The organism is Enterococcus sp. LJL51 (assembly GCF_054871795.1).
The window spans coordinates 13313-27044 of record NZ_JBTXLW010000018.1; the positions used below are offsets into that span (position 1 = coordinate 13313).

The window sequence follows — 13732 nt, forward strand, 5'->3', positions numbered from 1 at the left end:
CTTTTGCCTCCTATTCCTCGTAGCTTTCCAGACGGGCATCAAAGTCTTCTTCCGACTCATTAAAGCGCATCACGTGGATATCCTCCGGCTCAAAAAATAATCCTACTTGAGAACCCTCCACTGCTTTTCTAGTTGAATGGACCATCCATTCATTTTTTTGCTCGTCAACACAGATGATTTCATAATGAACGCCGCGAAACAGCTGTGTGTCTACTGTTGCTGTCAGCTTACCTTTTTCTGGCGTCGTAATGGTTAAATCTTCTGGACGAAGAACAACCTCCACCGGTTCATTTGGACGCATTCCGCCATCCACGCATTCAAAACGCTCACCGACAAATTCTACCAGATTATCTTCAAGCATCGTTCCATCAACGATATTGCTTTCTCCAACAAAATCAGCTACGAAATGATTAATCGGTTCGTCGTAAATATCAACAGGACTGCCGCTTTGAACAATTTTTCCTTTGTTCATCACGAAAATTTCATCGCTCATTGCCAAGGCTTCTTCCTGATCATGGGTTACGAAAATAAACGTAATGCCTAAGCGCTGCTGCAGATCCCGTAGCTCATACTGCATATCTGTCCGTAGTTTCAAGTCCAATGCTGATAATGGCTCGTCCAAAAGTAAAACCTTTGGCTCATTAACAATCGCTCGGGCGATTGCTACCCGCTGACGTTGACCGCCGGACATCTCGCTGATTTCTCTATTTTCATAGCCGGGCAGCTGAACCATTTTCAGGGCACCTTTTACCTTCTTTTCAATCTCCTGCTTTGGCATCATCTTAATCTTTAATCCGAAAGCCACATTGTCAAACACATTCATATGAGGAAACAGCGCATAGTCTTGGAAAACCGTATTTACCGGCCGCTTATTCGCTGGCACGTCATTGATTCGCGTTCCTTCAAAATAGACATCCCCTTCACTCACATCTGTAAAACCTGCTAAAATACGTAAAATGGTTGTTTTACCGCAGCCGGAAGGACCCAGCAAGGTATAGAATTTCCCTTCCTCGATTTCAAAACTGACTTTCTTCAATACTGTTTCGTCATCGTCAAACCGTTTGACAACATTTTCAAAAGAAATAATTGTTTTCCCCACTCGTTCATCCCTCCGAATTATAGATAAGAGTCCGTTACTACTACCAGCACTCTGCTTCTGCCTTTAGATTTATTCTTTAATTGGTGCGGCTCGGCGGCCTCATAGTAAATGGCCTCGCCCTTTTTTGCTGTATAGGTGCTTTCTCCAAGCATCAAGGAGACTGTGCCTTCCAGTACATAGATAAAGGTTTCTGATAAAGATGGCTCAAAGGTCTTATATTCTCCATCCTTATCGAAGGTTAACAGAACTGGCTCCATATCATTTTCATTTGACTCGGGAATCAGCCATTTCAATGTATAGCCGTTTTCCTCATCCGCATAATAGGTCGCATCTTGTTCATCATAAACAATTTTCTGCTCAGCAGCCTCTTCACTGAAAAATTCCTCCGGCGTCACGCCTAAAACCTCAAGAATATTGAAAAAAGTCTCCATAGACGGAGAACTGAGGTCTCTTTCCAGCTGAGAAATATAGCCCTTTGTTAAATCCGTTCGTTCACCAAGCTCTTCCTGTGTTAGATTTTTTTGAATCCGCAGGTTTTTCAGCTTCTCACCGATGTCCATCTTATCACCTCACCCAAAATATATAAAAACATAGCACCTAAGTTTACTTATACTAAACCAAGAGTTTAATTTCATCTTTTTTCAGTATACGAATTTTTCAAGAAATAGCAACTATTTTTTAGATTTTTTCGGGATTTTAACAGATAAAATTTTAATGAGAAGAATAAGCAGAAATCCGCCATCAAAAAAAGAATAATATGATATGATAGTAGTAATAAAAACAGGAAATTTATGGAGGGATTATTATGGAAAAATTTTCAGCACTATTACTTCAAGAAACTGATGAAAACGTTACACATAGTATTCAGGAAATCACAACGGATCAGTTATCCGAAGGCGACGTGTTAATCAAAACCAGCTACTCTTCTATCAATTACAAAGACTCTCTTGCCGTTCAAAAAAAAGGCGGCGTCATCCGCAGCTACCCAATGATTCCCGGAATTGATGTGAGTGGTACCGTTGTTTCTTCCAGCAATGACAGCTTCAAACCAGGAGACAGTGTACTTGTTACCGGCTATGGTCTTGGTGTTAGCCATACGGGCGGTTTTTCCGAGTATGTTCGTGTGCCTTCTGAATGGGTGGTCCCTTTACCCGCTGAACTAACTGAAAAAGCTGCAATGGTTTTAGGAACTGCTGGGTTTACTGCAGCCTTATGTATTGATGGACTTGAGCAGCATGGCTTGTCAGAAAATAAAAATGCCAGCATCTTAGTTACCGGCGCTTCCGGCGGTGTTGCTAGTCTGAGCATTGGCATGCTTAAAAAAGCAGGATATACAAATATTACAGCTTTGACTAGAAAAAAAGAATCTGAAGCAGCTCTAAAACAACTAGGAGCTTCTGAAGTTTTGCTTTTAGAAGACTTTATGCCGGAAAAAATCAGACCCTTAGGAAAACAAGATTTTGATTTTGTTTTAGACACTGTAGGCGGTGAAGTTTTAGCAGCCGCACTACCTTTAATCAGTTATGGCGGAAGTGCGGCAATTTGCGGCAATGCGGGCGGCATCGGTTTAAACACAACGGTTCTTCCATTTATTTTGAGAGGTGTTAACCTTTTAGGAATTGACTCTGTTAATGTAGAAATGACAAAAAGAAAAGCTATCTGGAAACGAATGGCAGCGGAATGGGCAATCGCAGACACTGCACTGGTCAATGAGATTACGCTGCAAGAAGCACCACAAACCTTTGCTGCACTACAGCAGGGTGCCCATATCGGCAGAACAATTATCAAATTTTCCTGAGGAGCATAGATAAATGAATATTTTGATTACCGCAGGGGGAACTTCAGAAAGAATCGACAATGTCCGATCAATTACGAATCATTCCACCGGAAAGCTAGGACTGGAAATTGGCGAAGCCTTTCTGTCCCGCGGACATCAGGTGACCTACCTGACAACCGCCACTGCTCTGCGGCCTGTTGCCAATAGCAAGCTGACAGTCTTTGAAATTGAAACCACTGCTCAGCTCCAGCGGACAATGGCACAGCTTTTGGAGGAACAGACATTTTCAGCAGTGATTCATAGTATGGCTGTCAGTGATTTTTCAAGCGAGACCAGTCTGCCTGAAGAAGAGCTGATCGACAAAGTGACTGAACAGCTGCTGGCTATGCAAACCTACACAAGAGAGAGTATTGCAGAAACCATTCGTAAAGCCTTAGATGCCATTGGCAATCAAAAAACTGAAGCCAAGAAAATTTCTTCAAAGACAGAACGGCTCTTGCTTTTTCTAAAGAAAAACCCTAAAATAATTGCTATGATTCGAGAGAAACAGCCGCAGACCATACTAATCGGCTTTAAATTATTAGTTGGTGTTTCAGAAGATCAGCTGATTCAAGTAGGGATGGATACCTTAGAACAAAACCACTGTGACTTTGTTTTAGCCAATGATTTAGAAAAAATTCATGGACAGCAGCATCATGGCCTGCTGCTCCATGCTGACCGACAGATAGAAGCTGCGGATACAAAAAAAGAGATTGCTCAATTGATTGTAAAAAATGTTGAGGAAATGGAGCGGATGAATGAATGAAAACTATTTTATTAGGTGTTTCCGGTAGTATATCCGCTTATAAGTCAGCGGATATTACCAGCCGGATTACCAAAATGGGCTATGAAGTAGAAGTAATTATGACAAACAACAGTACTAAGTTCATTACACCGCTAACTCTACAGGCTCTTTCAAAAAATCCAGTTCATACAGATGTAATGGAGGAAATTTATCCTGAGCAGATTAATCACATTGAACTGGCAAAAAAAGCAGACCTTTTTCTGGTAGCTCCGGCTTCCGCAAATATCATTGGAAAACTGGCAAACGGAATTGCTGATGACATGCTTTCTACAGTAGCACTTGCTTTAAAAACAGAGGTGCCTAAGCTGATAGCCCCAGCAATGAACACGTATATGTATCAAAACCCAATCATGCAGCGAAATCTGAAGCTCTTAATAGAAGCAGGCTACGAAGAAATTGAACCTCGGGAAGCTTTACTTGCCTGTGGAGATTTCGGCAAAGGTGCACTAGCAGATGTAGATACCATTGTTGCCGAAGTGAACCGAGTATTATCCAGTCCCAAATAAAGGAGTTCATCTATGAAGAATACGAAAAATTTTACTTTGACTGCCATGTTTCTGGCTATCTTAATTTTACTAGCAGCAGTCCCTTTTTTGGGATTCATTCCAATCGGTCCAATTAATGCAACAACTATGCATATTCCTGTCATCATTGCTTCAATCGTTTTAGGACCAAAAATTGGCGGATTTTTAGGCGGCGTGTTCGGTGTTATCAGTATGATACGTAGTACGATAGTCATCACACCCCTGTCCTTTGTTTTCTCTCCGTTCATTCCAGTAATCGGAACGGATCAGGGAAGCTGGAAAGCTATACTGATTGCGGTGCTTCCAAGAATTTTGATTGGGATTGTTCCTTATTATGTATACAAGCTCTTCAAAAGTAAGACTGCTGTTCAACCAGTTGGACTGTTTGTAGCCGGTTTCTGCGGATCAGCGGTTAATACTATTTTAGTTATGGGCGGAATTTTCCTATTATTTAAAGACGCTTACGCTCAAGCAATGGATATCAGCATCAACGCCGTTTTCTCAGTAATCGCCGGAATCGTTTTTACCAGCGGAGCTGTAGAAGCTGTTGTGGCTGCCTTAGCTACTGCGGCAGTAGCCGCTGTCCTATTGCGCCTAACTAAAAGCAACGCCACCCAAAAACTATAAAAAAGATATGCAGATGAGCCTAGGTCCCATCTGCATATCTTTTTATTTTTTCCCTTTTTTCAGCTTATATGCGTACTCGCTGGCTTTAAACAACAGCTTATTCACCGGCAAATCAAACTCACCGATAAACTCATTGATTGTAGGATTAAAATTGGACTTAAACTTAATCAGTCCATCGTTTAAACTACCTTCCAAGCCGCCCATATTACAAGACTCACAGCCTCGTTCAAAGCACTCGTTAATCGCTTCATACCAAGTCAGATACGCCGGCATATAGCGCTTATAACGGTCATCCATTCCAGCATAAAGAATTTCACTAGTTGTTCCAAAGGTAATCGCCAGTGCACCGGCAACTACTGCTTTTTCACCTGAAGCAGCAATATTCTCCTCCAGCTCAGCTAATTCCCTCGTTAATGAAAATTCCAGCTCTTCCAGATTATGACGTTTTTTAACCTGATTTTCCTTCAGATTTGCTAAATCTTGCTGATTCTTATCGTGACGAGCCTTCGTTTCGTCATAGCGAGCCCTCAAGTCCACCTCAGCCAGCATAATAAAGGATTGCTCAGGATAAATATTCAGCAGTTTCTTGAAGTAGTCGCTGTCACGCAAGGATATCTGCTGACGTTCAGTCGTTAGCTGAATCATTTTAGCAAAGTCCTCGACCAATTCTACATGTCCCATACGAACTGTTACACCTTTTTTCTGTGCCTGCTTCATCATTTTCCGAGTGCTTTTAGATAGCTGTTCTTCACTGAAATCAGCTTTATAAATATTCGCCTGAAAACGCGGCTGAATCGTTGCACTCATCTCCATTGTCAGCCCCTGATATTTTGCTCCCGCTTGTTCTAAATTTGTTATGACCTCTTGGGCTAACGGATTAGGAATTTCTTCCCGATCCATTTGAATATCTTTATAGATAATCGTCGGATCCATTTTCGCAAATAAAGCCCGCTTTTGCTTGCCAAGCTTTTTTAAATTATCCATGAAGAACTGAACCAGTTCTTTATTTGAGTAATCCATGATTGGACCTCGCGGCGTATACAGCATTGAAAATCCAGCCGGCAATGGTCGCACCAATACCAGACTAGAGGCCACAAGCTCGCCATCTTTATAAGCCCCTACAATTTCGGAACCCCAATTGTCCTTAACCTTAGCCCATGAAGCGGACTGCAGCAGGTTACACAATGGATGCCCCTGAACAAATCGGTCATGTTCAGTTGGATTAATACCTATTTTAAATTCGTACATTTGCTAATCCCCTCTACTTCTTCTTACCCATTAGCTTATCATAAACTGCCAGTCGGAAAAAGTCTCTCTTCCACTAGATATTATTCATTCACTTATCAGCTGTAGTCATAAAATAATAGCTTTTTTTACAGCCCCTAGAAACGATAATCCACAAGCATTAATTTTAACCCTTCCCATGCTCTTTGTAAAGAATTGAAAACATTCTTTCTCCAAATAAGAGCTTTAACTAGGCATTTTTAGGTTATCACATTATCACATCGACTATTATCCAGTATAATGAAAGGAGAAATAAAAAGGAGAAGATATATGAAAATAAAAGGAAAAATAAAAATTGTTGTAATGGTTGTAGTTGCTTTAGGCGCACTTCTCTTTGTTATGAATCTCAAAAGTTCACCAAAAAACAGCCCAAAATCAATCCCTGAAATCACCTATCCAAATATCGATAAACAGATTACTATCCGCTTCGGCAGCAGCAGTATTTCTACTTGTTTCATTCTCACTGAATCTGAAGAACAATGGCTATTAGCAATGACCTTGTTTAATGGTGGGGTTTCACAAGAGGAGACAATAACGATTTCCTCAAAAGACTATGAAAAACTGGAAGCTATTTTTGATAAATATAAAATTTGGTCTTGGAATAACTTTGAAGAATCAAAGCAAATGGATGGCTCTCACGGCTTTACTTTAGAAATCATTGAAGACGAAAAGCAACTCTTACGAGCACATGGCGACGGAATTTATCCGGAAAATTATATGGCCTATGAAAAAGAAGTGTCCAAGTATTTAAATAGTCTTTTTATTAAGCAGGGAATTACCACAAATTCCAGAAATATCTAATACTGAACTAGTACTGTAAAGTAATATACGTAAAAAAACTTGAGAAAATTTTCTCAAGTTTTTTTGTGAACAATCATTTTACTTCCTGATTAGGCGTAAGCAAAACTGTTATCCGTCCATTCTGCATGGCTTCCTCGACTACCTTATCTAGTTCTCTTTGATTAATAGGCTCTGGTTCCTCGCCTTCCTTTGGTGCATACGTTCCAGTTAGTACCACTCCATAATCGAAGTACTCCATATATTCCTGATAGTCGAAGCTTTCCATTGATTTTCCCTTGTAGAAGGCCATTTCTTCTTCTAGAGAAATAGTTTTATGACTACGATTGACTCGTAAATTTGGGCGAACAGATCTATCAGAGTATAATTTAAACCCTTCTTCAGTCTCAAAATACTTACCATAGTCCCAGTAACAAATATAGCCTAGCTCTTCAAGATAGTCTTCTACCTGAGAAAAATCATTGTTTAACTCCGTTTCATATACATACTTATTATCTATATAAGCTAAATAATGGGCAAGTATATGGTTACGCAGTATCCTAACGCCTTTATCTTTTTTAGTATTTCTCAAAACTGAATAATTATTCAGCCGTTGCTCTTGTCCATACTCATTAAATGTGAAGTAAAGTACAGGAGTATTCGAATAATCTTTTTCCCAACCGTAGTTAGCTAAACTATCATGAAAATCAAATACTTCCTCAAAATACAAAAAATAATCCTTAACCTCCTGCTTCTTTTCCATCAATGGCTGGATATAAAAAATATACTGACTTCCCCCAACAATCAGAGCTAGCAAAACACCTACGATGATTAATCCCTTTTTCTTATACTTCCGAAAGACAAAAAAGATTAGTAGAATCAATATAGCTAAATATAGACTTATAACCATTTGACCTCTTTCTTGTTTCCAAATTTGTTGGATAAAACTAGATCAATTTATTGTTTTCTTCATCTCATGATAAGAAATAGAGTTATTCCTGCTCACCAAATTCTTTCAGAACAATTTCTATCCGCTCATTCTGCATGGCTTCCTCTACTACCTTATCTAGTTCTTTTTTATTAAGAGGCTCTGTTTTTTCTTCTAATGATGAATAATAACCTATAAGGACTACTCCGTAATCAAAATATTCCATATATTCCTGATAATCAAAATCATTCATCGACTTATCTTTATAAAAGCTCATTTCTTCTTCCAAAGAAACTGCTTTATTCCTTCGGTTAATTCTTACATTAGGTTGAATAGATTTATCTATATATAATTCATAGCCCTCACTTTCGTAAGGCTGATAAATTCCTCCATCAAACCCACACTCATAACCTTTTTCTAAAAAGTACTCTTTAACCTTTGAAAAATCATTTCCAGCAGTTGTATCATAAATAAAATGTTTCATTACATACGCTGTATAATGTGGATAAACAAGATTTCTTAAGTGTTTTATTCCCTGCTTTTTTGGATAGACTTGTTCACTAATCGAATCAGCTGTTAAGCTATGTGTACTCCCATATGCTTCAAAAGTAAACCTCAACTCTGGTTTCTTAGTATAATCATCTTCCCAACTATAGTTATCTAGACTATCATGAAAATCAAAATTCTCTTCAAAATAATTAAAATAGTTCCGTACCATTTCCTTTTTTGCATTCAATGGTTCTACATGCATAAAATAATAGTAACTACCCACAAGAAAAGTCAAGAATACACCAATAGTTAGCAATATTTTCCATTTCTTTTGTTTAAGTAAAAATATAAACAACAGCAATAATACTACAATAATGATTACTTCCATAAATACCTCTTTCAGTTACTACTCTGGTTCCTTAGGTGTAAGCAAAACCGTTATCCGCTCATTCTGCATGGCTTCCTCGACTACCTTATCCAGTTCTCTTTGATTAATAGGCTCTGGTTCCTCCCCTTCCTTTGGTGCATACGTTCCAGTTAGTACCACTCCATAATCGAAGTACTCCATATATTCCTGATAGTCAAAACTTTCCATCGATTTTCCTTTATAGAAGGCCATTTCTTCTTCTAAAGAAATTGTTTTATTGCTGCGATTCACCCGTAAGTTTGGGCTTATAGAAGAATCGATATACAACTCATTACTATCTACTGTGTCATAAACCTCTTGATCCCATTTCAATTCATAACCTTTATCAGCTAAAAATTTTTTAACGTTAAAAAGATTGTTTTCCAGACTATTCTCAAAAGAAAATTCATTTATTATATATGCGGAATAGTGTGAAAAAATATGGGTTCTCAAACGTTCAATACCTACATTTTCTTTTGTAGTACCATTTAATGACTGATTAATTAAACTCCATTCTTTATTATATGCTGAAAACTTAAATATTAATGTTGGGGTTCTCCCATTACTTTCCCCATAAGTGTAGTTTTCTTTCTTGTCAGAAAAATCAAATTTTTCTTCAAAGTAATGAAAATAGCTATCTATTCTATTCTCATTACTTATTTTCATATAATAAGTTACTGAGAAAATGAGCACCGCTGAAATAGCTATAACTGATAAACCAAGAGCTAAAAGACTTTTTTTTGAATCCTTCTTCAACTGATTAAGTTCGATTAAAAAAAATCATTTATTGTCTCCTTAATTATCAAAGTTTTTTCAGCTACTTATTCTTCATAAGACTCAAGAAAAAATCGTTATCTATTTATTACGATCAATATAGCTAAATATAGACTTATAACCATTTGACCTCTTTCTTGTTGCCAAATTTGTTGGATAAAAACAAATCAAACTATTATTTTCTTCATCTCAACTTATTAAAAAAATGGAGTTATTCCTGCTCATCAAATTCTTTCAGAACAATTTCTATCCGCTCATTCTGCATGGCTTCCTCTACTACCTTATCTAGTTCTTTTTTATTAAGAGGCTCTGGTTCTTTGCCTTCTTTAGGTTCATAATATCCAGTGAGCACAACTCCATAATCAAAATACTCCATATATTTCTGATAATCAAAATCTTCCATTGACTTTCCCTTATAGAAGTTCATCTCTTCCTCTAAGGAGACGTTTCTATTACTACGGTTGATTCGGATATTCGGCTGAATCGATTTATCTACATATAGTTCATAACCCTCATTCTCTTCAGGAAAATAAAGCGATGTATCCAAGCCACATTCATAACCTTTCCTTGAAAGATACTCTTTAACGCTAAAAAAATCATTTCCGACATTCTCATCATAAGCAAAATGCTCGATTATATAATCTGCATAATGATAATAAATATGATTTCTTAAAACCCTGATTCCAGACTCATCTTGAATTTTTCTAACTGTACCAATTGTACTATTTCTTAGTGTACGTTTACTTCCATACGCTTCAAAAGTAAAGGTTAACTCCGGTTGCCTTGTGTAGTCATCTTCCCATCCATAATTATCCACACTGTCACGGAAACCAAACGTCTCTTCAAAATACTTAAAATAGTTCTCTACCGCCTGTTTCTTTTCCATCAGTGGCTCAACATAGAAAATATACTGACTGCCCCCTATCACTAAAGCTATCAAAGCTCCGGCAATAATTAATCCCGCTTTTTTATTTTTGAAGCTGAAGAAAAGTATTATCACAAGAAATAGAATTACTAATAGAATTATTGTCATAACTTTCTCTCCCTAATAAGCTGCAATATCGGCCATTGGAGGAATTGTATTTAAATAATATTTTCTCCCCCAAGAGCTAACTATAAACTGCTTTTTATCTTGATCATAACCAGTAATCATTACAGTATGCATCTTAGCACTCTCATCTTCATAGTCATAGGCGTCTTCTGGAGAAAGCAAATCCATTTTTGTAAAATAGCAGGTCATTGTTATCAGCTTTCCGGCCTCTAATTGATTTTTTATCTCCTCTTCACCGCAAAACAAAAGATTTTTTCCAACAACTATTTCCCCATGTTTCTCAGTAAAATGTTGGATATTTGAGTTCAAATCACCTGACATTACACCTGGATGGATGAGAGGCAACTGCTTTGTTGTAAAGGGCAGATCCCTCCAATCATTTTCTTGGTAGTAAAAGGAAAGAAGTAATTCTTCGAAATTAGTCATTCCATCAGAGGTATAGTATGAAATCCCATAATCATTTTTGAATGCTGCTTCACGACCTTTATATTTTAACAAGATAATATTTGTAGCAGCCGCATAGCCACATCCTTCACTTTTTAACTTAGAGAAATAATTGAATAGTTCTTCCTTATTTCTTTTCACACCAGTTACTCGCTCTGCCATTACTAACAGTTCTTCTATATCTTCTTTAGCCTTCTGTCGGATTTTAGGTGTTGCTCCCCCAACTTCATCCTCTAATAATTTCTTTAATCGGTTCGCCAAACTCCCCTGATCTGCACCAAATTTTCCTAACGTATCTCCAAAAACTTCTTCTTTCTTAAACTTCGTATCCCATTTTCTATTAATGACGTTAATCCAATAGTTTTTTTCCAAATCAAAGCCCTGACCATTCCACGCACCAGCACCTAGCGTACCATCATCGTTCATACCGATAGACGTTAAGGCAGTGGTCATTATGCTGATTTCTGCGTTGACGCCTGAGAAATAAGCGGTTGATTTTGCTTCAAAATTCAGCAGCTTCTCCCGTTTTTTCTCTAACTCGTTCACTTTGTCTTGATTATTTCCAATCATCCGGTTGATGATGGCCATACCGATGCCTAGACTATCAAACTTTTTATCTTCCTTTTTCATTGCCTGCAGTTTGTTCTTCTCACCCTTCCAGGCATCCAGACGGCTTTTCGCCTCTGTAATTTCCTGATCAAGCTCTTCTGAATCCAAGGAATCACTACTTACTTCCGCTAGATAGCCTTCTGTATATTCTTTGTTAGCCGTTTCCACAGCTTCCCCCAACAGCTCCAAGCCTTTGGCTAAAGCAGGATAAACCTCGCCCATATAGCTTTTTATTGAATCAAAGGCTGCCCCGCTTAGACCAACAGCAATCCCCATTCCTGCTCCAGCAGAAGCCAAACCACTAGTTGCACTTTGTACCTTTGAAGCATAGCTGACAATCCCGCTTGTTTGTGTTTGCTCCTGACCAATCTCCATCTTAACCATGTTTTTCCTCCTTTTCAGCTTCCAACCGAGCCTGATAATACAACTCTGATTCTTCACTTTCTAAATCCAGCTGTTCTTTGACCAGCTGTTCTCGTGCCTCTTCCAAATCGCCCAACAGTTCTCTTCCTAATTGTTGATTTTCATAACTCAAATCCTGTATATGGCTGCCTGTCTCACTAGTTGGAAACATTTCCGTCAACCGCTGATCCTGACGCAGCTCTGCCTTACAAAGAGCCTCAATTCGTTCCATCTGTTTGGATAACTGGCGTTGCCTGTCTTCATTTTCTTCCAGCTGCAGACGGACTTTTTTTTGTGCTTTCGCTATTTTTTCCGTCATCATCAGCTGCCTCCGAAATTCTTGTCTGGTCCAGGCAAATCAATCATTGACTTCTGTATATTCTGTCCCATTTTCTGATCTTTTCTGACAAAGGTGCTTACTATGCTTTGGACACTGCTTACATCTCGAAGAACGGCTGCCTGTACAGTTTCCGTATATCGTTTTAGTGTTTCTACGGATTTCTTTGCCTCAGCATTACCGCTGATTGTTGTCTCACTGGAAAACGTAATCGGTACCGTAATGTCCAGCTGATCAGCCGCCTGTGACAGCTTGGTTGCCTGATTCTGTGCCTCCAAGGGATTAACATTTAAATTACTCATTGTTTCCACTCCTTTTTAATTCCGTAATCGCCAGCAACAACTAACTCGTTGTAATAATAGTATAGCATAAGGCGCATTCTTCATGATTTATTTTTTGAATAAACACACATCTCTTTAGACAAATTTTTTCAGCAGACTGTCCCTCTATAAATCCTCATTCTGAACAACTAAAAAACCAGCTATATACTAGTCTCAATGACTGTATATAACTGGTTGAAATCATTTCCTGATTTATTGTCTAGGTTCTCGCTTCAAAATGGACCTTTTTGTCTACATAGTACATAATCGGTGCTGAAACTGCCATTATTATCAGTTCGCTTAAGGCTAGGAATAAATAGGTTTCCCAAAAGCCTTTGTCAGCAGCCCCCATATTCATCAGCATTAAGGCAATCAATGCCATAGATATGGTAAAGAATATAGTATTTAGCACAAGCAGGGTCTTCTTATCCTTAATAAAATAGGAAAGAATAGCTGTTAGTCCAAGTGACAGGAAGGTTTGTCCCCCTCCGTAAATCACATCTACAATTCCAAAACCGCCGTAGACGAAATTAAAGATAATTACGCCGCCTAAGACGCCCCACATCAGCTTTTTATTAAACACAACTAGATGATTCAGGCTTTCTGAAATTCTGAATTGAATCGCTCCTGATGCAAAACCAAAGGATAGCATCGATAAAACGATATACGCTGCTACGATCATTGCATTAAGAGTTAGTACTTTTACTTTATTGCCGGTTGATACAGATGATTGCATTCTATCTCCTTCTTTCTCCGAGTTTTTTTACTGGGGATGGTTGATGAACCCAGGCAGCCAAGCTTTATCTGCATTAGACCCTTTATATCTTCTGCTAAATAATAATTGGCAACAGTGCTTATTGTAGACGCGATAGAGGGGTTTGTCAAATCCTGTTTTTCAAGTAAAATGAGCCCGGGAGATCTGGTACACACCCTTTAGATAGAACGCTGAAATAGAAAAATGTCTGCTTGTTAGGATGCGCACCCTTCTCCTCTACCTCATGCTTCTTCTTATTTTTATAAATAGTATGCATTTCTGCCGC

Annotated in this window: 16 protein-coding genes; 5 read left to right on the plus strand and 11 right to left on the minus strand. The window is 38.3% G+C overall.

Annotated features, from left to right (window positions below; translation table 11 throughout):
- Nucleotides 1–10 precede the first annotated feature (10 nt).
- Both ACYSNQ_RS14680 and ACYSNQ_RS14685 read right to left on the minus strand, forming a co-directional pair.
- Nucleotides 11–1099, minus strand: coding sequence for an ABC transporter ATP-binding protein (locus ACYSNQ_RS14680; protein WP_426084331.1), 1089 nt, complete (start codon nt 1097–1099; stop codon nt 11–13).
- A 17-nt stretch (nt 1100–1116) separates the two neighbouring features.
- Nucleotides 1117–1659 (minus strand): helix-turn-helix domain-containing protein, encoded by a 543-nt coding sequence (locus ACYSNQ_RS14685; RefSeq protein WP_426084332.1) that lies wholly within the window; start codon nt 1657–1659, stop codon nt 1117–1119.
- A gap of 245 nt (nt 1660–1904) precedes the next feature.
- Here ACYSNQ_RS14685 and ACYSNQ_RS14690 point away from each other — a divergent pair, with 245 nt between their 5' ends.
- The 4 genes from ACYSNQ_RS14690 to ACYSNQ_RS14705 are packed head-to-tail and all read left to right on the plus strand — an operon-like array spanning nt 1905 to nt 4871.
- Nucleotides 1905–2897, plus strand: a complete 993-nt coding sequence (locus tag ACYSNQ_RS14690; protein ID WP_426084333.1) for a YhdH/YhfP family quinone oxidoreductase — start codon at nt 1905–1907, stop codon at nt 2895–2897.
- 13 nt (nt 2898–2910) lie between these two features.
- The gene (gene coaB / locus ACYSNQ_RS14695) at nt 2911–3681 is read left to right on the plus strand and encodes a phosphopantothenate--cysteine ligase (RefSeq protein WP_426084334.1); all 771 of its coding nucleotides are present in this window, start codon (nt 2911–2913) and stop codon (nt 3679–3681) included.
- Entirely contained in the window at nt 3678–4226 is a 549-nt protein-coding gene (gene coaC, locus ACYSNQ_RS14700) for a phosphopantothenoylcysteine decarboxylase (protein WP_426084335.1), read from the plus strand. Before coaB ends, coaC begins: the two co-directional genes overlap by 4 nt.
- Before the next feature lie 12 nt (nt 4227–4238).
- A complete protein-coding gene (locus ACYSNQ_RS14705) occupies nt 4239–4871 on the plus strand; it encodes an ECF transporter S component (protein WP_426084336.1) in 633 nt (210 codons plus the stop codon).
- Nucleotides 4872–4913: 42 nt separating this feature from the next.
- Here the strand turns inward: ACYSNQ_RS14705 and ACYSNQ_RS14710 are convergent, their stop codons facing one another.
- Nucleotides 4914–6119, minus strand: a complete 1206-nt coding sequence (locus ACYSNQ_RS14710; protein ID WP_426084337.1) for an aminoacyltransferase — start codon at nt 6117–6119, stop codon at nt 4914–4916.
- Nucleotides 6120–6425: 306 nt separating this feature from the next.
- Between ACYSNQ_RS14710 and ACYSNQ_RS14715 the strand changes: the two genes are divergently transcribed.
- A complete protein-coding gene (locus ACYSNQ_RS14715; protein WP_426084338.1) occupies nt 6426–6956 on the plus strand; it encodes a hypothetical protein in 531 nt (176 codons plus the stop codon).
- A gap of 73 nt (nt 6957–7029) precedes the next feature.
- Here ACYSNQ_RS14715 and ACYSNQ_RS14720 read toward each other — a convergent pair whose 3' ends face one another.
- The 8 genes from ACYSNQ_RS14720 to ACYSNQ_RS14755 form a co-directional block, all read right to left on the minus strand.
- Nucleotides 7030–7842, minus strand: coding sequence for a hypothetical protein (locus ACYSNQ_RS14720; protein WP_426084339.1), 813 nt, complete (start codon nt 7840–7842; stop codon nt 7030–7032).
- A gap of 82 nt (nt 7843–7924) precedes the next feature.
- The gene (locus ACYSNQ_RS14725) at nt 7925–8737 is read right to left on the minus strand and encodes a hypothetical protein (protein WP_426084340.1); all 813 of its coding nucleotides are present in this window, start codon (nt 8735–8737) and stop codon (nt 7925–7927) included.
- An 18-nt stretch (nt 8738–8755) separates the two neighbouring features.
- The gene (locus tag ACYSNQ_RS14730; RefSeq protein WP_426084341.1) at nt 8756–9421 is read right to left on the minus strand and encodes a hypothetical protein; all 666 of its coding nucleotides are present in this window, start codon (nt 9419–9421) and stop codon (nt 8756–8758) included.
- Nucleotides 9422–9740: 319 nt separating this feature from the next.
- The gene (locus ACYSNQ_RS14735; protein WP_426084342.1) at nt 9741–10562 is read right to left on the minus strand and encodes a hypothetical protein; all 822 of its coding nucleotides are present in this window, start codon (nt 10560–10562) and stop codon (nt 9741–9743) included.
- Between the two features lie 12 nt (nt 10563–10574).
- Nucleotides 10575–12017: an LXG domain-containing protein gene (locus ACYSNQ_RS14740; RefSeq protein ID WP_426084343.1), complete on the minus strand. Its 1443-nt coding sequence runs from the start codon at nt 12015–12017 to the stop codon at nt 10575–10577.
- Nucleotides 12010–12354 carry a DUF3958 family protein gene (locus ACYSNQ_RS14745; protein ID WP_426084344.1) on the minus strand — a complete coding sequence of 115 codons (345 nt, stop codon included), beginning with the start codon at nt 12352–12354 and terminating at the stop codon, nt 12010–12012. The genes ACYSNQ_RS14740 and ACYSNQ_RS14745 overlap by 8 nt, the downstream gene beginning before the upstream one ends.
- A 2-nt stretch (nt 12355–12356) precedes the next feature.
- Entirely contained in the window at nt 12357–12674 is a 318-nt protein-coding gene (locus ACYSNQ_RS14750) for a TIGR04197 family type VII secretion effector (RefSeq protein WP_426084345.1), read from the minus strand.
- A gap of 238 nt (nt 12675–12912) precedes the next feature.
- Nucleotides 12913–13428 (minus strand): QueT transporter family protein, encoded by a 516-nt coding sequence (locus ACYSNQ_RS14755; protein WP_426084346.1) that lies wholly within the window; start codon nt 13426–13428, stop codon nt 12913–12915.
- Between the last annotated feature and the right edge of the window lie 304 nt (nt 13429–13732).